At 46.3% G+C, this 21,103-nt stretch carries 21 protein-coding genes, 2 tRNA genes and 2 pseudogenes; 17 read left to right on the top strand and 8 right to left on the bottom strand.

Features of this window, described 5'->3' with window-relative positions:
* Position 1: 1 nt before the first annotated feature.
* Positions 2-616: a hypothetical protein gene (locus tag ACZ5ZV_RS07865; RefSeq protein ID WP_464120869.1), complete on the bottom strand. Its 615-nt coding sequence runs from the start codon at positions 614-616 to the stop codon at positions 2-4.
* Between the two features lie 91 nt (positions 617-707).
* Here ACZ5ZV_RS07865 and ACZ5ZV_RS07870 point away from each other — a divergent pair, with 91 nt between their 5' ends.
* From ACZ5ZV_RS07870 to ACZ5ZV_RS07915, 10 genes and pseudogenes are all read left to right on the top strand, one after another.
* Entirely contained in the window at positions 708-1,466 is a 759-nt protein-coding gene (locus ACZ5ZV_RS07870; RefSeq protein ID WP_464120870.1) for a glycosyltransferase family 2 protein, read from the top strand.
* On the top strand, positions 1,441-2,421 hold the full coding sequence (locus tag ACZ5ZV_RS07875; protein ID WP_464120871.1) for a hypothetical protein: 981 nt from the start codon (positions 1,441-1,443) through the stop codon (positions 2,419-2,421). The genes ACZ5ZV_RS07870 and ACZ5ZV_RS07875 overlap by 26 nt, the downstream gene beginning before the upstream one ends.
* Positions 2,422-2,503: 82 nt before the next feature.
* Positions 2,504-2,579: transfer RNA gene (locus tag ACZ5ZV_RS07880), tRNA-His, on the top strand.
* A 416-nt stretch (positions 2,580-2,995) separates the two neighbouring features.
* Complete coding sequence (locus ACZ5ZV_RS07885; protein WP_347359484.1) at positions 2,996-3,781, top strand: hypothetical protein; 786 nt, start codon at positions 2,996-2,998, stop codon at positions 3,779-3,781.
* Complete coding sequence (locus tag ACZ5ZV_RS07890) at positions 3,768-5,105, top strand: type IV secretory system conjugative DNA transfer family protein (protein WP_464120873.1); 1,338 nt, start codon at positions 3,768-3,770, stop codon at positions 5,103-5,105. The genes ACZ5ZV_RS07885 and ACZ5ZV_RS07890 overlap by 14 nt, the downstream gene beginning before the upstream one ends.
* Positions 5,106-5,211: 106 nt before the next feature.
* Positions 5,212-6,705: a transposase gene (locus ACZ5ZV_RS07895; protein ID WP_347359486.1), complete on the top strand. Its 1,494-nt coding sequence runs from the start codon at positions 5,212-5,214 to the stop codon at positions 6,703-6,705.
* Between the two features lie 161 nt (positions 6,706-6,866).
* Positions 6,867-7,106: pseudogene (locus tag ACZ5ZV_RS07900) on the top strand (glutamine amidotransferase-related protein); the annotation flags it as partial.
* Between the two features lie 16 nt (positions 7,107-7,122).
* A complete protein-coding gene (locus ACZ5ZV_RS07905; RefSeq protein WP_464120875.1) occupies positions 7,123-8,103 on the top strand; it encodes a KpsF/GutQ family sugar-phosphate isomerase in 981 nt (326 codons plus the stop codon).
* A 130-nt stretch (positions 8,104-8,233) separates the two neighbouring features.
* A tRNA-Ala gene (locus ACZ5ZV_RS07910) sits at positions 8,234-8,309 on the top strand.
* A gap of 541 nt (positions 8,310-8,850) precedes the next feature.
* The gene (locus ACZ5ZV_RS07915; protein ID WP_464120876.1) at positions 8,851-9,576 is read left to right on the top strand and encodes a hypothetical protein; all 726 of its coding nucleotides are present in this window, start codon (positions 8,851-8,853) and stop codon (positions 9,574-9,576) included.
* Between the two features lie 17 nt (positions 9,577-9,593).
* Here ACZ5ZV_RS07915 and ACZ5ZV_RS07920 read toward each other — a convergent pair whose 3' ends face one another.
* The 3 genes and pseudogenes from ACZ5ZV_RS07920 to gatC form a co-directional block, all read right to left on the bottom strand.
* Positions 9,594-10,193 carry a tetratricopeptide repeat protein gene (locus ACZ5ZV_RS07920; RefSeq protein ID WP_464120878.1) on the bottom strand — a complete coding sequence of 200 codons (600 nt, stop codon included), beginning with the start codon at positions 10,191-10,193 and terminating at the stop codon, positions 9,594-9,596.
* Positions 10,194-10,340: 147 nt separating this feature from the next.
* Positions 10,341-11,162: pseudogene (locus ACZ5ZV_RS07925) on the bottom strand (amidase); the annotation flags it as partial.
* 8 nt (positions 11,163-11,170) lie between these two features.
* Entirely contained in the window at positions 11,171-11,452 is a 282-nt protein-coding gene (gene gatC / locus ACZ5ZV_RS07930; RefSeq protein WP_464119218.1) for an Asp-tRNA(Asn)/Glu-tRNA(Gln) amidotransferase subunit GatC, read from the bottom strand.
* A 113-nt stretch (positions 11,453-11,565) separates the two neighbouring features.
* Here gatC and ligA point away from each other — a divergent pair, with 113 nt between their 5' ends.
* Positions 11,566-13,563, top strand: a complete 1,998-nt coding sequence (ligA, locus tag ACZ5ZV_RS07935) for an NAD-dependent DNA ligase LigA (protein WP_464119217.1) — start codon at positions 11,566-11,568, stop codon at positions 13,561-13,563.
* A gap of 72 nt (positions 13,564-13,635) precedes the next feature.
* Here the strand turns inward: ligA and ACZ5ZV_RS07940 are convergent, their stop codons facing one another.
* Together ACZ5ZV_RS07940 and ACZ5ZV_RS07945 are read right to left on the bottom strand one after the other, a co-directional pair.
* Positions 13,636-13,830 carry a histone-like protein gene (locus tag ACZ5ZV_RS07940; protein WP_011162677.1) on the bottom strand — a complete coding sequence of 65 codons (195 nt, stop codon included), beginning with the start codon at positions 13,828-13,830 and terminating at the stop codon, positions 13,636-13,638.
* Between the two features lie 88 nt (positions 13,831-13,918).
* Positions 13,919-14,566 (bottom strand): hypothetical protein, encoded by a 648-nt coding sequence (locus ACZ5ZV_RS07945; protein WP_464120879.1) that lies wholly within the window; start codon positions 14,564-14,566, stop codon positions 13,919-13,921.
* A gap of 155 nt (positions 14,567-14,721) precedes the next feature.
* Between ACZ5ZV_RS07945 and ACZ5ZV_RS07950 the strand changes: the two genes are divergently transcribed.
* The 4 genes from ACZ5ZV_RS07950 (at position 14,722) to ACZ5ZV_RS07965 (ending at position 17,205) form a co-directional block, all read left to right on the top strand.
* Positions 14,722-15,351, top strand: coding sequence for an ISL3 family transposase (locus ACZ5ZV_RS07950; RefSeq protein WP_464120880.1), 630 nt, complete (start codon positions 14,722-14,724; stop codon positions 15,349-15,351).
* 166 nt (positions 15,352-15,517) lie between these two features.
* Complete coding sequence (locus tag ACZ5ZV_RS07955) at positions 15,518-16,063, top strand: hypothetical protein (RefSeq protein WP_464120882.1); 546 nt, start codon at positions 15,518-15,520, stop codon at positions 16,061-16,063.
* Positions 16,064-16,315: 252 nt separating this feature from the next.
* Complete coding sequence (locus tag ACZ5ZV_RS07960) at positions 16,316-16,453, top strand: transposase (protein WP_464120883.1); 138 nt, start codon at positions 16,316-16,318, stop codon at positions 16,451-16,453.
* A 272-nt stretch (positions 16,454-16,725) separates the two neighbouring features.
* Positions 16,726-17,205, top strand: coding sequence for a DDE-type integrase/transposase/recombinase (locus ACZ5ZV_RS07965; RefSeq protein WP_464120884.1), 480 nt, complete (start codon positions 16,726-16,728; stop codon positions 17,203-17,205).
* A 32-nt stretch (positions 17,206-17,237) separates the two neighbouring features.
* Here the strand turns inward: ACZ5ZV_RS07965 and ACZ5ZV_RS07970 are convergent, their stop codons facing one another.
* Positions 17,238-17,999 carry a transposase gene (locus tag ACZ5ZV_RS07970; protein WP_464117477.1) on the bottom strand — a complete coding sequence of 254 codons (762 nt, stop codon included), beginning with the start codon at positions 17,997-17,999 and terminating at the stop codon, positions 17,238-17,240.
* A 203-nt stretch (positions 18,000-18,202) separates the two neighbouring features.
* Positions 18,203-18,532, bottom strand: coding sequence for a transposase (locus ACZ5ZV_RS07975; protein ID WP_034953877.1), 330 nt, complete (start codon positions 18,530-18,532; stop codon positions 18,203-18,205).
* A gap of 177 nt (positions 18,533-18,709) precedes the next feature.
* On the opposite strand from ACZ5ZV_RS07975, the gene ACZ5ZV_RS07980 reads away from it, so the two are divergent.
* A complete protein-coding gene (locus tag ACZ5ZV_RS07980; RefSeq protein ID WP_464121398.1) occupies positions 18,710-18,934 on the top strand; it encodes an integrase core domain-containing protein in 225 nt (74 codons plus the stop codon).
* Between the two features lie 788 nt (positions 18,935-19,722).
* The gene (gene istA / locus ACZ5ZV_RS07985) at positions 19,723-20,877 is read left to right on the top strand and encodes an IS21 family transposase (RefSeq protein WP_464120885.1); all 1,155 of its coding nucleotides are present in this window, start codon (positions 19,723-19,725) and stop codon (positions 20,875-20,877) included.
* The last annotated feature ends 226 nt before the right edge of the window (positions 20,878-21,103 follow it).

Raw genomic sequence — 21,103 nt, forward strand, 5'->3', positions numbered from 1 at the left:
TTTACTTACCGAATCCTTTGTGACTTTCAAATGGGAAGGTGACGAACACAGAAATATAGGAATAAGACTTATTTAAGTCCACACCCAATTCAGCGCCCAGGTTGACTTCATTCCAGTCGACATAATGGAACTCAGTTCCGATGGCGATATTGCTGGCAACGATGTTTTCTTCTTTGGTGTTCAGGAACGTGAAGGGGACTGACACATAAGGCACAGTCAGGCCGTAATCCGTGTCCACGCGTTTGGAAACCAAAGGTGCGACTTGCAGTTGCAGAAGATTTTCGTCTTCATCGCGAGCCAGGCCCGCGCCTACGCGAAAGCCCATGGCCGGTTGATTGTCGACGTCAGGAATCGGAATCCACTTCAGGCTGGCAAAGGCGTTAAAGTCCACGGCGCCAGCCCCCATGCTGATACGGGCACTGGTGGATTCGTTGATAGAGGTGTCCAGGAAGACGTTGAAGTTTGCTCCGCCGCCCTTGTTGGTCAGGATTTGAGGTTCAGCACCCAGTTGGTACTTGCCCGGAGCCAGAACCTCCGCGGATTCAGCAATGCTCAAGTACGCCTGCGCTTGCGAAGATAAAAACAGAGCAAAAACGAAGTATTTAGCAAATTTCATGGATAAAAACCTTTCGATTCAAAAAATCGTAGCGAGTCGCGAATCGTTTGACAAGACTTTGATCCAAAGAGACTCTGATTAGGTGATAAAATTGCCGATTTCTCTTGTGATCATTACTTTGAACGAAGAGGCGCACATTGAGCGCTGCATTCGTTCTGCGCCGTTTGTTGATGATGTGGTGGTGGTAGACAGCTTTTCGACGGATCGCACCGTTGAGATTGCTCAAAAATGCGGCGCCCGGGTTTTTCAGGAAAAATGGAAGGGTTTCGGCCCTCAGAAGGCCTTCGCCACGGCTCAGGCAAAACATGACTGGGTTTTATCTTTGGACGCCGATGAAGCCTTGAGTCCCGAACTGGCCGAAGAGCTTTGCCAGAAGTTTGCCAGTTTGGACCGTGAGGCCGGGTATCTGTTTCCGCGCAAGTCCTATCATTTGGGACGATGGATCACTCACGGCGGGTGGTATCCCGATTATCAGTTGCGCTTGTTTAACAAGTCCCAGTCTCAGTGGAATGCCGCTGATGTTCATGAAAAAGTTGAAGTCAAAAGAAAGCTCAAGGTGAAGCGCGATCTGCATCACTGGGTGTTTGACAGCCTGAGCGATCAGGTGGTGACCAATGATCGTTATTCGACCTTGGGGGCTAAGCAGTTAATGGCGTCGGGGAAGAAGTTTTCCTACTTCAAGTTCTTCACGAAGCCTTTTTCGAAATTCATTGAAACTTATATCGTGAAACGCGGATTCATGGATGGACTCCCGGGTTTTATTATCGCGGTCGGAGCCTCTTATTCCATCTTCCTGAAGTTCGCCAAGATGTGGGAGGCCGAGCGTGTTCAGAAAAATTCCAACAGTTAAAGTTCTTTTTTATGTTTTGATGTCTTTGGGTTTTGCACTGAAAGCTCCGGCCGCAGCTCCTAAGTATCCGGCAGTCAGTCAGGTGCGTGGTGCGGTGTGGTTGACCGGGAAGGACGGCAAGCGCCTGTCCTTGCGAAAACCCGTGGCTCTTAGGGAAAAAGCCGTTCTTGAGACCTCATTGGATGGGGAAGTTAAGGTACAACTTGATGAAAAGCGAACGATCACTTTGCTGGGGGCGGGGGAACTGACGATCCCGGTGATTTCCTGGGAAAGTGGTGAGGCGCCGGTGGTTATTCTGAAGACCGGGCAGTTGCGCTGGCAGCAGAGCTTAAAGGACAAGGCGGCTTATAATATAGCCTTGCGTTCGGATCTTTTTGAGTTCATTGCCCCGCCGGGGGATTATGTTTTAAGTGTGGATCCATCTAGGGCCTTGGCTGGCGTGAAGATGTTTGAAGGCTCCATGGAGTTTTCTGCGCTGAACGGAGAGGACAGTGTCCAAGTCCAAGGCGGTCAGCAAGTCAGTTTCCAAGGTGTTCTTGAAGGTGGGGAAATTGCCTACGATATCCTGCTTAAAGGAAAAAAGATCCCACGTGGACGCCTCACGGCCGTGACGGCGCTGGATCTGAAAGAGTTGGCCAAAGCCAGCGAAGCTGAAAAGTTACGCCAGAAAAAAGAGAAGCTTGAAAAACAGCGCGTGGCCAAAGCCAGGGCTTTAGACGCAAAAGAAGGGGCCATCTGCCAAGGACCGGCGGGACGCTTCAATGAGTGTTCATGGACCTGCCTGAATAATCCTAAGAAAGAGAAAAAAGCTTGTTTGGTGACCGTGCCAGGGGTGTCTTGCGTGCGTCATCGCTGCAACGCCAATGGGGAGTGGGCCGAAGAAACGGTTCTAGATGCCGAAAAAGGCGGCAGTCTTTGTAAGGCGCAGGTTGTCGTAGGTCCTTGTGATTATTAGGACTTTTTAAAATCCTCGATTCTGGGTCATTTTCTTGCTTGCACTTTGTTCGGCAAGGCCCTATAAAAGATCTTCCTTTGTGGTGGGTATAGCTCAGTTGGTAGAGCATCGGATTGTGATTCCGAGTGTCGCGGGTTCAAGCCCCGTTACTCACCCCAATTTCCTTTCCTAGGAAATTGTTAAAGGCCTCCCAAAAATCATAAATAGCTGAAAATTCAAATCAAGTGGTTTCAATAAGTTACGGGTCTCTTCGCGCGTGTACCGTTACAGCGAATTACGGGGAATTACCCTGTTTGGCTATATCTGGCTATACGTTGGCTATACGATTTTTTTGATACAAACCACTCATCCCTAAGCACATCCCAAGACCAAGTTGCCCGCGTTACAAGGCCCGCCCTGTAAGTCAGCGATGTGACTTGGTTTAGCCTGTCTTGCTCGCTCCTTATTCCTGCTGACCACCCGCTCTCTACGAGATCAGGTGGTCAGCAGCGGAGCTCACAAGGCAGGCAAAACCAATAGCCAAAGATTGGCTATCAACAGGGCGGGCAGATTTAAACTTTTTAGGGAGGAATGAGTGCAATTAGCAATGAGTGGGATATTCCCAGAGATCACAGAAAAACGAACCTCAGCAAAGAATATTGTGTTAACTGAGAGGGATTTTGAAATTTTAGAATTTATCATGGATATGAAATTCGCAGGTGTTGAGGAAGTGTTTGAGAAGTTTTTTAAGATAACCTTAACGAATGAATCGGCGAAAAGTTCGGAGTGGGCGAGGAAGCGACTTTGCCAACTTGAAAAGGCAAACTTTTTGAAGTCGATGCGATCCTTTTCTGAAAGCACGAGATACTACGTTACCACCTTCAAAGCATACTATGCGTTGTCGCAATTTAACCCCGAGAAGTTTGTGAGTAAACCGAGTGGGGGATTTGATCAACGGACCTTCTTGCATGACCGTGGCGTTTTACGTGCGCGTTTGTATCTTGAGTCCTTGAGAAAGGTAAATTCTTGGATTTCAGATCGTAAACTAAAGTCTTCGACAGAATTAGCTGGTGGTCTGACCGTTCAATATATTCCCGATGCGATCTATGTCACTTCGGCTAGTGTGCGCGTTGCCTTTGAACTTGAAATCGCTGTGAAGGCGAAAAGTCGTTATCAAGACAAAATCAAAAAATATGTTCAACTTATGCGTTCGACCAATATGCAACACAAGGTTTTTGATCGGGTTCAGTTTGTTTGTGCGAAAGATACTGTCGCAAAGTTTTTGCTTAAAGAGACCCGGATCTATGGGGAACTTTTTGAAGTCGTGACCGTTGAAGATTTCTTCTTTAGAAATGATGAGGTTAAGCATGAAGAAGCTTAATGCCGTTCAAGATTTGGTGTCCGGTGGTGGTGGCAATCTTAAGCCTTCTTCTGCTGATCGCGTTGTCATTGGCAAGGTCAGTGGTTCCTTGTGGCGCAAGGAGGAACTGACAGAAGGTCAGCTCAATCACCACGTTCATATTGTTGGAGCATCAGGGTATGGCAAGACAGTTTTGCTTTCTCATATCATCAAACAGCGAATTCAGCAGGGGAAGGGGTTGCTGTTCATTGATCTGAAAGGTGACATCGAGATGATCATGAAGTTTTCAAAGTTTGTTGCCGACAACGACCGAATTGAGGATCTTCAGATTTTCTCTTTGTCGGATCAGAAGTTGTCTATTCCTTATAATTTGATTGATGACGGAACGCCAACGCAGCTGCGAGATAAAATCATGCTGTCGCTAAATTGGTCTGAGGAATTTTATAAAAATCAGTCCGCCAGTTTTCTTTTAAAGGTATTGATTGGTCTTTGTTATCTGCGCGATAAGCAGTCTTTCAGATTTCATTTGGGAACCGTTTTGGAGGCGGCAAGTAGCTCTGAATTTTTGGAAAGTCTGTCATTGAAGGTGCCTGAGTGCGAGCGTCGGGCTAAGGCTGCATTGGAAGATTGTTACAATTTTCTCAATTCGCAGGATAACTATAAATCACTTCAGGGGTTGCGAACTCAGATCGAGTCGCTGGTTCTTTCTGATTTTGGAGATATGATCACTTCGGAAGATCCAGGTATTAATTTGTACGATACTGTATCCAATGGAAAGATCGCTTTTGTGTTTTTGGATTCCCGCAGGTATGGAGAGACGGCGAAGTCGGTAGGTCGATTTATCCTGCAAGATTTAAAAATGGTTTCGGCAAAGGTTGATGCCGAAGTTCCGAAAGAGCAACGTCGTCCGTTCACAGTGATTATTGATGAGTTTGCAGATTTAGCTCAGGAAGACTTCATTGGTTTCCTGGATCGTGCGAGAAGTTCGAAAATGTCGGTGATGGTTGCGCACCAAGAGATATGTGATTTGTTGCGAATTAGCCCTGAGTTTGCAGGCCGCCTGATGGGGAATACATCAACCTTGTATGCCTTTCTTCAGAAGCGTCCGGAGAGTGCGGAGATGATCTCTGCGATGGCAGGAACCCGCAAAGCTTGGAAGGAGACGGTGCAGTCTTCAAAGATGCTTTGGCTGGATGTTCCGACGGGGAATAAGTCGCTTAGGGAAGTGGAGGAGTTTGTGATTCACCCCAATACAATTAAATCCCTAAAAGTTGGGAAGTGTATATCAGTGAAAAAGTATCCAGAATCTAGAGCGTACCTAGTGGCGGTGAATCATGAAAATTAATATTTTCAACCGTTTATATGGTGGTTTTTCAGTAATTAGGTGAAGTCGTTGAATACTTAACCGTGTACTTTTTGTGTCGGCAATAAATTTGCTTTGAATTTCGCCCATGGTGGCGGCTCTCAATAGTTTAAAAATCAAATCCTATCGGCGCCACAGGCCGGAGCAAAATCTATTGTATCGGACCATCGAAACCCATTGGCCGATTTTCGTAAACGAACAAAGAAAAGTCGGCAAAACCTTACCTCATTTTATACGTGATGAGTTCGATGACTTTCTGGAGTGTGGAATTCCAGAAAACGGATTCGTTAGAACTTATTGTTATGCATGCCGGTACTCCGGCATTGTTCCTTTTTCTTGTAAGCGCAGGGGTTTTTGCCCCAGTTGCTGTGCGCGGCGGATGAATGATGAGGCGGCTCATCTAGTTGATGCCGTGATCCCGGAAGTTCCCACCAGGCAGTGGGTTTTCTCTTTTCCATTTAAAATGCGATTACTGATAGCTCGAAATCAAAGTCTGATGAATAAGGCCTTGAAAATTTATATTAATGAAATTCAATCGTTTCAAAGGAAACGCGCCAAAGCTGCAGGTTTTAAAGAGCCCCGGAGTGGGGCTGTGACTTTTATTCAAAGATTTGGTTCAGCGCTAAATTTAAACATTCACTTTCACACAGTGATCCCTGACGGAGTGTTTTATAAAACGTCAGGCGGATATCGGTTCCATCGGTTGGCAGAGCCGAGTTTTGTGGAACTTTGTTCCGTCGCCATAAAAATCCGCAAGAAGGTTTTAAACGCCATCGAGAAAATGGGGCTGGCAGAAGATTTTCAAACTTTTTTTGACGAGGAATCGTTGGGCGAGATGCAGTCGATTTCCATCACACAAAAAGCTGCGTTCGGTGATCGAGCAGGGACGGGGCTCAAAAGATTTGGAGTTAAAAAAATAGAAGTGGATCCCGAAGGTCAGGATCCTTATTCCGCGAAGATCGACGGATTTAGCTTAAATGCCAGTGTGAGTGTTCCAGCGCAAGATCGCAAAAGGCTTGAACAGCTGATTCGATATATGGCTCGTGGGCCTATTGCAACAGAAAGGCTGTCGGAAGGATTTCCTAATCAGCTGGTTTACAAAATGAAATCCCCTTGGCGTGATGGCACAACACACGTTAGTTTTTCGCATTTAGATTTTATTGCAAGATTGGTGGCGTTGATTCCCCCGCCACGCATGAATATGGTGAGGTATCATGGTTGTTTTGCTCCGAACTTTAAAGATCGGGATTTGATCGTCAAACGACCATCGCAGAAAAAGGGAACAAACGAATCTTATCTTGTGAATAATTTTGCGAAGGTTGAAAAAGTAAAAAAAGAGCGTCTTCGTTGGGCAGAGATGTTGAAGCGTACTTTCAAAATTGACGTGACAGTCTGCCCAAGGTGTTCCGGCAGGTTAGAGCAGATTGCTGTTATTAAGGATAAAGCCGCTGCAAAAAAGATCTTAGAAAGTCTTGGGGAATTAAGTTCGTTTCGACCGTTAGAGGTCATAGAATCTCGTGGTCCGCCTTGTTCTGATGACTTTTTCATCGATGAAATAGATCAACGCGATCCAACTTGGTGAATTAATCTGACCAGGAGTGGGGTGCTATTGCCTAATTACCGAAAGCGACGAAAAACCCTGTTTATTTTACCAGTTACCAGCTCTCGGTTAGCCCCTATCGGGGCGAGGAGTGCAACATAAGGACTCATTATCGGGGAGTTTGAGCGTAGTTCCCTTGGGAGCATAGACATTGGGTTTCAGGAAACCCTCTTTTATATGTCTTAGACTTTAAGGCGCTGTTTGAAAAGAATGGGATGGTGGCTTCGGGTATCTGTAGGGAGCGTGATCTTGTGGAGATCGTGGAGCTTCCGGATCACCCGTGGTTTATTGGCGTGCAATTCCATCCGGAATTTAAGTCCAAACCCCTGGCACCGCATCCTCTCTTCACACAATTCGTCAAGGCAAGTCTGAAGAAGAAGTAGAAAGGTTTTTGGTACTATGTCCAAAGTGATTCAGCAAGGTCTTAAGGTATTGGAAGTGGAAGCTCAGGCGATTCTGGGCCTGAAAGACCGAATCGATAGTTCCTTTGAAAAAGTGGTCCAGATGATCAAGGAGTGTGACGGCAAAATCGTCCTGACGGGAATGGGCAAGTCAGGACAGATTGCCCGCAAGCTAGCCAGTACTTTTTCCTCAACAGGCACGCCCGCGGTATTTTTACATCCCGCGGAAAGTTCCCATGGGGATATGGGCCTGGTTGAAAACAATGACCTCGTTATAGCAATTTCCTATGGTGGAGAATCCCCGGAGTTTGCTGGAATCTTGCGTTTTGTTTCGCGCAAAGGCATTCCTCTTGTGGCTATCACCGGTAAACCGGACTCCTCTTTGGCCAAAGCCGCGCAGGTCACGCTGAGTGTCCATGTCTCCGAGGAGGCTTGCCCGTTGGGGTTAGCTCCAACAGCCAGTAGCACGGCAACTTTGGCGATGGGTGACGCTGTGGCGATGGCGGTGATGGCCGAGAAGGGTTTTAGTTCGGAGGACTTTGCAGAGTTTCATCCAGGGGGAAGCCTTGGTTATCGTCTTTTGACCCGGGTTCGAGATGTAATGCATAGTGGGGACGCCTTGCCAACAGTGGGACTTGAGACCCCCGTACGACAAGTATTTTCAATCATGACCCACAAAGATGTTCGCGGAGCCGCGGGCATTGTGGATGAAAAAGGGGACCTGGTTGGAGTTATCACAGATGGAGATATTCGCCGCCGGTTGGAAAAATCAAATGACCCATTGACGGGGTCTGCCAAAGATCTGATGACGACAAGCCCCCGCACTATCGATGCAAATGAGCTGGCTGAAAAGGCACTTTTTGTAATGGAGCAGTTTCAGATTCAAATGGTTTTTGTTTTGGATAAGGACTCCATTCAGCCACGCAAGCCCGTTGGTATTTTGCATATTCAGGATCTGTTGCGGGCTAAGGTTCGGTAAATTCAATTACCGCGATGGCGGATCGGAGAATTTTGACTTGGGCAGGCTATTGAAGGTCGAATAAAGAGGAACTTTTGACTTTTCAATCGAAGAGTTTTATGTCTACAATACATTTTTGTCGTTAGAATGTGGGGCCGTAGCTCAGCTGGGAGAGCGCAACGCTGGCAGTGTTGAGGTCGTCGGTTCGATCCCGATCGGCTCCACCAAATTTCTTAGACTAACCAAACTCAATAAGTGGTTAAAAATTATTTACTCAAAAAGAGGTTCGTCCAGCATCTATCTGCTTGGGCAAGTCTGATAGACGAACCGTAACTACCAATCGGACAAAAGAAGGACAGCTGTTACTTCGCTATTCTTATAAAGGTCAGGAACTCCAACTCCATGCTCGAAAAAAAATAATATTCCCGAGCGGTTCATCAAGAAGTCAGAGACCATCATAGCACCTCAGGAGGCAGAGAGATGTTCCTGCAAATCACAAGGAAACAGAAGTAAAAGCAAAAGTCCTGCTGGGCAAATCTGACCATCCCGGTCAGATTTGCAAAAATCAATATGGTGATATTGGAGAATACATTGGCCTGACGAGCACGATGCTCTGTCCAAATTCGCGTCACAGAGTGAAAAATTTATATTTGCAGGGTCGTCACATCATAGTCCGCAAGCTCTTGAGAGCCTCTTACCAACATGAGTCTATAAAGTTGACGCATCACAAGAATCCTGATATACGCTCTTCGATCTTAGGAGGTTCCAATGAAGCGCATATCCACGATATTGTTGTTGGTCACAATGCCGCTATTTTCTGTGGCGTCAGATTTGAAAATTGATGGCGAGTATACACAGGTCGGCACTTGCAAGTGCGAAACCTACTATCAGGGAAACACCTGCGCAGAAGCCCCCTTGGCCGTACATGCACTTGTAAAATCATCTCTGGCACCCCTGTCCTTTCGTTGGAGTGCAGAGACCGCAGAAAATATTGCAGGTGATGAAGGGAATCCTTTAGTCGTCCCAGTATGGCTGTATCCTCGCAGCCAAAAAGTTTCCGATGAATTTCGGGTCGGAGCCTTTGATCAGCTTTCCTATAAGGTCAGTGTATTGAGTTCAGGACGAGGTTTTGCAGTCACGGTCACAAATCTATCTCGACCCCAGCAGCCATTAGTCATCAATCTAGAGGCCCCTCCGGACCAGCATGGAGGAAGAGTCGACGGTCCGGCTGAATATAAAACTGTGATTGACGACAGTCTGTTCCAGCACTCGAGCTATGAGGTTTTCCGTGAAGCCGGGGGAGCTGTCGGTCCGAGGCATTCACCTTGGGGGACCAAGCATATTTTAGAGATGTTTCAGATAAAAAGAGCTCAGGGTAGTACTTTGAGCCTAGTACGAATCTTTGACTACCGTTTTTCAGTCTATGGAATCCGGACTCCGAAGACTTTCAACTACGGCCTGCAGTCCTGTGTACTTCGACGGGTTGCAGATTAAATTCGGTCTGGAATTCTTCATGGCGACGCCAGCCTCTGAAGTTTGTCATGGATAACATTTGCTTTGGAGACATCGCCAGCTAGTGTGGCGGCTTTAAGGTACATTGCCTTTGCCTCTTCCTTCATTGATTGCATCGAATAGGCATCGGCCAAGTGTTCTGCGATGATGCTGGCTGAAGATTGATATTCATGGGCTTTTTCTAGAACCTTGATGGATTCCGCAAACTTTTTCTGTTTGAAGAGCACCCAGCCTAAAGTGTCCAGCACATAGCCATCTGCGGGTTCAAGCTCTAAAGCCCGTCGAGCAAGTTTTTCGGCCTCAGGCAGATTCTGATTCAATTCTGCCAACGTAAATGCCAGATAGCTCAAACTTTGAACGTGATTTGGCTCGAGAGTCAGGAGCGCTTTCATTTGTGCGATCATCACATCTTTCTTTCCAAGTCGATCCAGCATCAAGGCGTGTTGAAAAAGCAAAGTGGCATTCTTCGAAAATTTGGCAAGGCCTTCTTCCAGGACTCGTGCCGCACCCAAATAGTCTGACTTCGCATCCAGCAGGGAGGCGTACATTGTATAAACTTGAGGCTGATAAGCCTTTTTTTTCAGCCCACTATCAATCACATCGAGCGCCTTATTTTTACCAGCTCTCGGTTAGCCCCTATCGGGGCGAGGAGTGCAACATAAGGACTCATTATCGGGGAGTTTGAGCGTAGTTCCCTTGGGAGCATAGACATTGGGTTTCAGGAAACCCTCTTTTATATGTCTTAGACTTTCCAGACCCTGGGCGGATAAATATTCTTTGACCAGCCCGACCTTTAAGCCCTTCATATTGGCATTGAGGTTGTGACTCCAGGCGGGTACGGCTTTCTGAGAAGTGGTGCCATCCTGCGCATCAAAACCTGAAATCACTTCAAGAGTCAGGGCCGCATCTTTGACCGTGCTGACCATGGGGCCGGCCTGGTCCAATGAAGACGCATAGGCGATGATGCCATAACGACTGACACGGCCATAAGTGGGCTTCACACCCACAATGCCGCAAAAGCTGGCGGGTTGGCGAATCGATCCACCGGTGTCAGTGCCTAGTGTGCCCGCCACTAAGCGCGCCGCCTGTGCCGCCGCAGAACCACCCGATGATCCTCCCGGAACTCTTTCCAGATCCCATGGATTTCTGACAGCTCCATGAAAAGACGTTTCATTGGAGGACCCCATGGCAAACTCATCCTGATTCAATTTTCCCAGAACAACGGCACCAGCAGTTTTTAACCGAGCCACCGCCGTGGCATCATATGGCGGCACAAAGTTTTCCAGCATCTTAGAACCCGCTGTCGTCTTAAGTCCTTTGGTGCAAAACATTTCTTTGATACCAAAAGGAACTCCCGCAAGAACGCCCGCATCTTCACCTTTGGCGATGCGCGCATCAAGAAGTTCGGCTTCTTTCAATGCATTTTCATTCAGCGAGGTGAAGGCGTTGAGTTTTCCATTCAGCGAATCGATGCGACTTTGAAAGTGCGTTGTGACTTCTTTGGCGCTGATCTGTTTGCTCTTCACAGCCTCGGCAATTTCGGACAGGGTGGCAAAAGTTAAATCCATAACGTTCCTTAAACTACCGGTGGCACCTGGAAAAGGTTTCCTGATTTTGCTGGCGCGTTGTTTGTCATCTCTTCAGCAGAGAAGTCCTGTTTTACGACGTCTTCCCGCCAATAGGATTCAATTTCTGTGGGTGTAATCAGGGGCTCAACACCGGCCGTGTTGACCTTGGATATCTTTTCAAAATGCCCTAGGGCTTTCGCCAGCTGGGTGCTGTATTCCAGCGCCTCCTGTTCAGTCACATGAAGTCGGGCCAGTTTGGCAATATGCTCAATGGTTTCTTTATCGATCATTTGAAAAACTCCTTGAGATGGCACATACAAGCTATCTTAAACGGCAACACACGTCACTCTTGGGACGTGCAATTTCTTGGTGACTGGACCTTCAATCATGGTACAAAGAGGGCATGTCCAAGAAACGCCACGAAGAGCTTAAGAAGATCATCTCCGAACACGACCATAGCTATCATGTTCTTGATAAGCCCACCATTACGGATTTTGAATACGACAAACTCTTTTCCGAGCTGTTAGAGCTTGAGAAAACAGAGAAAGGTCTGGACCTGGCGGATTCTCCCTCTCAACGAGTGGGTGGAAGCATTTTAGAGGGGTTTGAAAAAGCCCCGCATCGTCTGCCCATGCTTTCTTTGGCGAATAGTTATTCCCCCGAGGACATCTTTGATTTTGATGAACGCATAAAAAAATTTCTCAATACCGACGAGCCCATAGAATACCTCTGCGAACTGAAATTCGATGGACTGTCCATGGAGCTGATCTATGAAAATGGTCACTTCGTCAGGGCGATCACACGCGGTGATGGTTCCGTGGGCGAAGACGTCACCCAGAACATCAAAACCATCAAAAGTATTCCATTAAAATTACGTCATAAAGATCCGCCGGCTCTTTTTGAGGTTCGCGGAGAGGTTCTGATGTTCAAGCAGGACTTTGCCAAGCTCAATGAAATGCAGCAGGAGAATGGCCAGCAGACGTTTGCCAATCCTCGCAACGCCGCCGCGGGAACAGTTCGTCAATTGGACTCAAAAATTGCAGCCTCCCGTCCTTTGCGGTTCTTTGGATATGCCCTGGGAGCCACCGATGGGGTTGCTTTTGAAACACAAAAAGAGATCCAAGAGTACTTCGCTGCACACGGCATACCGACAACTCTGAAATACAAGGAAGACCTTCTGCGGGTTGCAAAAGGACCTGAAGAGGTGGTCGAGTACTATCACCACATCGAGAAGGTTCGGCCCACTCTGCCTTTTGATATCGATGGCGTCGTTATCAAGGTCAACTCTCTGAGATTGCAAGAGGACTTGGGACTTGTCGCACGCAGCCCTCGATGGGCCACGGCCGCCAAGTTTAAACCTGAACAGGCTTTGACGACCATTGAAAATATCGTGGTGCAAGTTGGTCGCACAGGGGCGCTGACCCCCGTGGCGATCATGAAGCCCGTCAAAGTCGGCGGCGTCACCATCACCAACGCCACCTTACACAATCAAGACGAGATCACCCGTAAAGATATTCACATCGGGGACACGGTGGTTATCCAACGTGCCGGGGATGTCATCCCTGAAGTTGTCGAGGTTGTGAAGGACAAACGCCCCAAGGGAAGCACGCTGTTCTTGATTCCTGAAAATTGTCCTGCCTGCGGCTCCAAGGCGGTGAAGGCCGAGGGTGAGGTCGTTACCCGCTGTGTGAATCCACTTTGTATCGCCATGGTCAAAGAATCACTGAAACACTTTGTGGCTCGACGTGCGATGAATATCGACAAAGTCGGTGACCGTTTGATTGAGACTCTGGTCGATAATAAACTGCTTTCCAGCTTTTCAGACTTCTATCGCCTGTCCAAAGAAAACATCCTGTCTTTGGATCGCCAGGGCGATAAGTCCGCAGAGAACATCATCAAATCCATCGAAGCCAGCAAACATCCAACACTGGCACGATTCATCTTTGCCCTGGGAATTCGTTTCGTCGGAGAGCAGACCGGAAAACATCTGGCCGATCACTTCCTGACTATTGAAAAGTTCCTTGGCGCCAGTGAGGAAGAGCTGCTTCTGGTGCCAGAGATCGGCCCTAAAGTGGCAAAGTCCATTCGTGATTGGACCTCCAATCAACGTTTGGTGGATGATGTCCATGCCATGATCAAGTTGGGAGTGAAGATCGCAGAACCCCTGCGCTCTCAAGAGGGGGCTTTGTCCGGAATGAGCTTCCTGATCACTGGAACGTTGCCCGTGAAGCGGGATGATGCCAAAGACCTGATTGAAAAGAATGGCGGAAAGATTCTCAGCTCTGTTTCCTCTAAGCTGAACTACTTGGTGGTGGGTGATGATCCCGGCTCTAAAGTTGAAAAAGCTCAAACTCTGGGCGTAAAAATCATCTCTTGGGACGACTTGCAGAAAATGATCTAAGCACCAAAAAACAAAAACCCACGGTTACAAGCCGTGGGTTTTATAAGCGCCTTGCAAAGGCTTTTGACCGAATTAAAGGTGGTCAATAACGATGTCACGCGCCATAACAGTCTTACGACCGTCAGCTTTTGCGCTTTCAACACCTTTTAGGCAAAGTTGCTCAATTGCCTTACTGAGTACGTCGATAGTCTCAGCAGATGTGTTCATTTGACCTTTTTCTTTGATAAGTTTTTTTACTTTGCTTGTAACTACAAGTACTTCTGCCATGATATACCTCTCCATCCATGTTTAAACGAACAATAAAAGGTTTGCATAGGGTCCTGGGATTGACAATATGAAATCTTCTTGCGCCGCACTAATTTACAGAGCGGCCCGGGTTCAATAAGAGCTCTGACTTTCCATCGACGAACTTGAAAAGCTCTGCCTGCCTTGTCCCACTTTCACCTGGGGATATCCATACAAAAGTTTTTTGATCCAATGGCTTTGTACATTCAACATCCAGGAATGCGGGGGACCAGCAGCCACTATTTAAGTGTTCGACCGAACCGATGATCTCATGCCGGGTGTGGTGTGTGTGTCCATAAACTATTCGATTCACCTTGGTGATTGCACTGGTCATTGCCAGCACACGGTCGTCGGGCTCTTTGTACCCAGACACCAAAGATGTAACTGACTTACTATAAAACAAGAAGAATGGCAGAAGCAGAAACAACGGAATGAAAGCCCAGAAGAAGGAGATTTCATAGATTGAGCGAACAACCACCATCAGCTGAAAGATCAGATAGAACGCGACAAAAATAATAAACGCACGATCCAGCCACAGCTCTCTTGCCAATAAAAAGGGATTGCTGGCAGCCGGGGCCACAAAGAGTTCTTTCAGTTCGCGAACCATCCGCGGCTCTGCATTTGCTTTTTCAGCAATGAAGGCCACTCGATCTTCGATCTTCAGCGGATTACGTATCGGGGCCGCCAGGCGATCAAAGAACGAATGCAGCAAAGTCACCACCGAACCCCAGAACCACGTTACCAGCTCTCGGTTAGCCCCTATCGGGGCGAGGAGTGCAACATAAGGACTCATTATCGGGGAGTTTGAGCGTAGTTCCCTTGGGAGCATAGACATTGGGTTTCAGGAAACCCTCTTTTATATGTCTTAGACTTATGCATGATCCATATATTAATGCAATCAAAGCTCAATGTCCCAATGCTGATGTTGTGATAGATCGCTTTCACTTAGCACAAAAAATTAATGAGGCCTTTGATAAAGTCAGAAAATCTGAATTCAAAAAAGCACGTAGCAGAAAGGATATTTTCCAGCAAGGGATGCTAGAGCCTCATCGTCGATTTATTCTGATGGCTCGTGATGCCGATCTATCACAATCAGAACTAAAGCTTATCGATAAACTCAGACTAGCGAATAAGGAAATTCAATGTTCAATGTTGATGGTAGAATATTTTCACAAAGCACTTGATCAAAAAAATGTTACGGCCTTCCGCAAAGTTTTAACTAGGTGGTACCAACTATGCCGAAACACCCGATACGAACCTTTTCTAAAGTTTGCCAGTACTCTTAGAAAATATAGGAAAAATATTGAAGGGTATATCACTTCAAGACTAACTACGGCCGTCATTGAAGGTCTCAATAACAAAATCAAAGTTCTTCGAAGAATGGGATATGGATATACCAATGAAACGAGTTATATGAGGAAGATCCTTCAAAGATGCGGATACCTCAATAACCGGTCTATTAATACTGACCAATTCTTCTACAGATGGCCAAACCCCGCTTAAAACCGGAGAGGGTGTGGGGGGCGACAAATTACGGCATTTTGCTTTATATCCAGACAGTAATTGCTCCTTAAGTGGTCCTCCTTTCGCTTTTGGTCTGGTATGGCTTTTGTAAAATGCTAGTCAGGGTGATTTTGTAAAATTAAGTTCATTTGAATGGAGACACGTTATGAGTAAATTTTCATTTTTTTGTGGAATGCTATTTTCTGCGACAACTGTGTTCAGTGCGGCTGGTTATGCGCTATCTTATGAGGATAGTCTGCAGAAAGGGGAGGTTTTATTCAAGCAAGCAACACAGAATCGAGATGTAAATGAGAGGCTTCTAAATGACTTGAAAAAACAAGCTGATGGGATGATTTTCAAATATCAAGGACTAAGCACTCAGGAAGCGAAATGCAAAGTGAAATTGGGGACCGCAATAAAAAACGAAGTTGAATTTTCAGATGATTACATTTTAGAAGATACAAAAAAATATCTCAAGCCAAATATTGAAGCGATCCGTGAGAATGTTCGGTTCCTCGTTTTGTTAAGAGATAAAGATGTTGTTGCCGACATCGAGCAAAACGGCGGCGCAGAGCTTTTAAAGCAAAGAGAAAAAGACATCGAGCATTCATTGTGGTCTCTTGAACAGTTGCAATTTTCTGCGGTGCCGGGAAATGTTGATAGTCATATAAAAAAAATGGAACAAAAGTTGGGATGCCAATTTGAACGATAAGAGAAAAAAAGCTAGACTAATATGGGGTCTTTTTTAAGTTTTCCACTGCAGATAATTTTTTAGAGAGGAAACGTCATGAGACCGGATCTATCTAGGGTCAGTATGTTTCCTGTACATAAGCGGAGTTGGCGCTGTGGCAAACGAGGGCTTTGGTCTGCGGTGAAAATACTGGAGTCGATAAGGCTATCAATTTGAGACAGAGTAGCTGATTCATAACAAGATTCCGATAAGATGGAATCAGGAGAATCAGCAGTGGCAAAGAAGCGCAGAATCTGGCCGGATGAGGTCAAAAGATCAGTAGTGCAAGAATACTTGGCAGGAAAGAAGTCCGCGAAGGAATTGGCGATTGAAAATGGATTCGCTCACGATGTTGGGCGAATCTATCGCTGACGAACGGAGCTTGATGAGAAGGCCAAAGGTCAACAAGTCGAAGAACTTCAGGAACAGGGATATTCTTACGACCAAGCAAAACGAATTCAGGATCTTGAGGCCGAAATCGTTGAATACCAGAAGAAGCTCGCGGAGCAAATTCTGATTAATGACCTTTTAAAAAAACTCCGGCAGCAGACACCCTCAGTGTCCGTGAAAAGTGCGAGTGGATTGACAGAAATCATAAGGCTCTCAAATCAAAAAAGAAAGCCGCGGAAGTAGTGGGTCTGTCGATGTCATCTTACTATCACGACCCAAAGGTATCCCGTTCGCAGCAAGAGGAGTTTGATGCAGATCTTCGAGGCTATATCGAGAATATTCGGATTGATTTTCCAAAGTCTGGTTATCGAACTTTGATGGAGTACCTGCGTCGGCAGAATGTCGAAGTGAGCGAATACCGTCTGAGAAATGTCCTTAAAAAGTTCAAACTTCAGATCCGGGTCAAAAAACGATACGTCCACACGACCAACTCAAATCATGGCTTCAAAGTTTATCCAAACCTATTGAAAGGTGTTCAGGTCAAAAGAAAGAACCAAGTTTGGGTCGCAGACATCACCTATATTCGCATCGAAAATGGATTTGTGTATTTGGCAGTAATTATTGACCGGTACTCACGCAAAGTTATTGGCTGGTCTTTATCCAAAAGTATTGATGGCAACCTAACTCTTGCCGCCCTCAAGATGGCGCATGAGCAGCGCGGCCGCCCTGTCTAGCTTTTTTCTTTCCGGAAGTTTGACGCAATAATTTAGTGTAGAGTTTTCATTTTTTCTTCCCGATTTTTTGACTTTCGATCTGCTCTGGCATTTTCAATTTTTTCACGGCGTTCATTTAATACCAGACCACCGCGACCAAAAAACATATCTGCTGGGCGTAAAAAGTTGATTCCCGCATGCAGCCGCTGGTGATTGTATTCGTAGCTGTACTTGTTCAGTATTTCCCAGGCCTCTGCAAAGTCGCTAGGCTGCCCTGGGCGAAGAGCTTCTTGTTTGACCGTGCCGTTGAGCCTTTCGATCTTTCCGTTGGTCTGAGGATGATTTCTGCGCGTAAATACCTGCTGGATCTCGAGCTTCTGTAAAAGTCTTTTAAAATCGTGACTGATAAATTGGCTGCCATTGTCGTTGATCAGCCTTGGCTTGGCATGGGGGTACTTGTCTTTCACTCGCTGAACAAAGCCTTCAACTGAACCACCCAGCATGTCAGTCATTAATTCCCAGTCGAGCAAGTATCTTGAGTACCCATCAAGCATCATAATTAAAAAATAAAAAACTCCACCAACTTTGACGTATGCGATGTCCGTGTGCCAGTGATAGTGAACATGCTTGGGCTTGTGGCGGTATTCTTTTTCAGTGCCGCTATTTTCGACTCGGTTCCAGCCTTGAAGTCGATTGTGTTCAGATAAAATATCGTACACTTTACTCTCTGATAAAAAGGCCACATTTTCGTCGACCATTTGCCAGGTGAACTTGCGGTAGCCAATATCCGGATGTAGATCTCGATACGCTAACACTGCCGCCACCTCATCAGGACGAACGCTTGCGGCACTTAGGACAGGCTTTTTTTCTGAAACGACATTCGGCAGCTTTTGCCAGTCGTAATAGGTGGATTTTTTTATACCAAATAATTCTAAAATAATTTCTAAAGAAAGATCCGTTCGCTGCTGAAAATTAGAAATGTCAGCGGCCGCAACGGATCTTAAATGCCTCGGAATCTCTACAGAAGGCCCGATTCCCCAAGACTTTTTTTTAATTCAATAACTTCACCGGCGATGTCGGCAATAATGGCTTGTTGGCGTAAGTTCTTCTTTTCAAGTTCCTCGATCTTACGAAGCTCCGCCTTAGTGGGGCCAGAGTCAGGCTTTTTAAACCCATTCAGAGCAGCTTTTAAAAACTGTTCCTGCCAGCGATAAAACCCGGCGGGACTGATATCATACTTCTTGCAAATCTCCGACACAGAGGTCTTTGTCGTCATCTGCTCTTTTACGATTTTGAATTTCTGGTCTGGCGTGTAGTGCCGACGTGCTTTACCCTGATCTTGTTCCATTTACTTCAACTCCTTTTGACGCAATATCGAGATTAAATCATCCCTTAAATATCCGCGTCAAAAGTCCGATTAACAAAAAAGCGGGACAGCCCTACCAACGTCATTCACCATTCAGATCGCGGTGTTCAGTATCTTTGCGAAAAATACACGAGCTTCCTTGAAACCACTGGATACAAGATTTCCTGTTCAGCAAAGGGCAATCCCTACGACAACGCCTTCGCTGAAAGCTTTATGAGGACATTGAAAGTTGAGCAAGTTGACCTTTACAGTTACAAGACGATCTTGGACGTTTTGGAAAATGTCCCTGACTTCCTGGAGGAAGTGTACAACAAGAAGAGGGTGCATTCTTCTCTTGGGTATTTGACTCCGGAAGAATTTGAGTCTAAGAATGAGAAAAAATAATTGGCTACACTGTCTCACTAAGCCATATCAATCACGAAAATTTCACCGCAGACCACTTATTGCTCACATTACTCCGGTGCAGATCGAAGCAGGCAGGTCTGATTTCTTTTGCAGTGAAAATTCAACTGCTGCATCGGATGTGATTCTTGCGAATTTGCAATGAGTTTTCTTTTCAGTCAGAGGTGGGTATCTCGGGGGACCCTGCGCATAGGTCCCATCTATTCCGGTGCAGATCGAATCCTGCGGGTCTGATTTCTTTTGCTGTGAAAAATTCAATTGCCGCATCGGATGTGATTCTTGCGAATTTGCAATGAGTTTTCTTTTCAGTCAGAGGTAGTCAGCTTAGGGAGCCCTGGGTATAACACATCAATGATTGAAATCTTCTATCAATCTGGCTTTTTCTGAAATTTCTCCCTTTGCTGCAAGGGAAGTGTTTGAGTCTCGATTATTCTGTCTGTTATTTTTTCTTTTTTTCTTTTTTTCTTTTTTTCTTTCTTTCTTTCTTTCAGCTAGTCATCGCCCAACTGTCAATCAATCAATCAATCAATAAATAAATAAAACCAACAAGCGAGCCGGCATTCATTTTTGGCTTTTACCTGATTTGTCCAATCCCACGTAGTTTGACCGGTTTCAAGGGGGGCAAATCCCACGTAAGTGGACCGGCTTTGGGGGAAGTAAATCCCACCTAATTTGACCGGGCAATTGCTTACGTTTTCAGCACATTTTCTCCATCTGATCCCATGCGCTAAGCTGCTGGTTTAACAACCAGACTACAGCAAGGAATACGCATGCGGAAACTCAGAAAAAAGGACTTGGAGAAAATCACAGTGGACCGAAAAATCGTCGAAGGCCTTCGCGAAGGACACTCACTCACCGCACTGACTAAATCAACTGGTAAAGGCAAAGGTTACGTCATAAAAATCCGCGACCAGGCGATAGAGCATGGCTATGTAGCCGTCGCAAACCCAGAGAAGAAAATCTACTGCAAAACCTCAAAAGAAATCCCACCTTACCCAGAGGCGCTGTTTCCGCTGCGCGATGGTCGCAGCGAGAAGGCCATTGAAACGGATGCCATCTTAGATCCCAAGCGCGAATGGATCAAGGAGCGCATTGAACTTGGCTGGAGTCCGCAAAGTATTTTTGAAGAGCTTCCGCTCTCTGTCCCGCGATCTAACTTCTACCGCTACATTCACCGCCACAAACTTATGCGATCCGCACCTGCGCGCAATGTGATGGAGCTTGTTCACTCACCGGGGGAATGTCTGCAGGTGGACTGGGGAAAGCTCTTTGACGTCGTCGATCCTGTCACAAAAAAGAAAAAAACAATTTGGATTTTCGTTGGCGTTCTTGGGCATTCTCGTTACGAGATGGCCCGAGTTGTAGAGAAACTCGACTTTGAAACAACTGCCGAAGTTTTAATAAGCATGTTTGAGGAACTTGGCGGAGTCCCTCGTAAAGTGACTTCTGATAATCCCAAAGTCTTTGTTCATGAGGCATCAAAGCACGAGCCGACGTTGAACCCGGCCTTTGAAAGACTGGCCTCGCACTACGGGTTCGTTGTCGAGGCATTGCCGCCTTATTCTCCAGAGAAAAAAGGCAAAGTGGAGCGAATGGTTCCAATGAAGCGTCGCCTTTTTGAATCCTACGATAAGTCCCAATATTCACTGAGCGGCGCACAGTCACACATGAATAAAAAGATGAGTATCGCCAATGAGAGAAAGCACGGGACTCACCTACAAAAACCTTTGGATGTGTTTCTTAACGATGAAGCCTCGTTGTTAAAGCCTCTTCCTTTATTACGCTACGAAGTGGAAACCATCACTCGCTCAACAGTGAGGTCTAGCGAGAGTTCCCGGAGCCCCCAGCGTTCATTGAATCATAAGATTTGCAGCCCAAGCCCAATCAGGAGGCCCTTCGGGCCGAACCCCCTGGGGGGCTGGTAGAGGAAAAACACGGTTTATAGTTCCTAACCCTTCGATTTTTAAGTTAGAGGTTTGTCTGTTTAGAGCTGATGAAATATCTAACGGCAGTCCGTTTTGCATGTAGCTAATATCATTTTTTAGACCGCTACAAATTCTTTCCGCCAAATGTGTGAGTGCCGTTCTGGATGGATAGGCATCTACAGGGGGAGTCCGTAAAGGCAACGCCTCAGGATAAAGTGAAAAAGCG

This window comes from Bdellovibrio sp. HAGR004 (assembly GCF_055397015.1).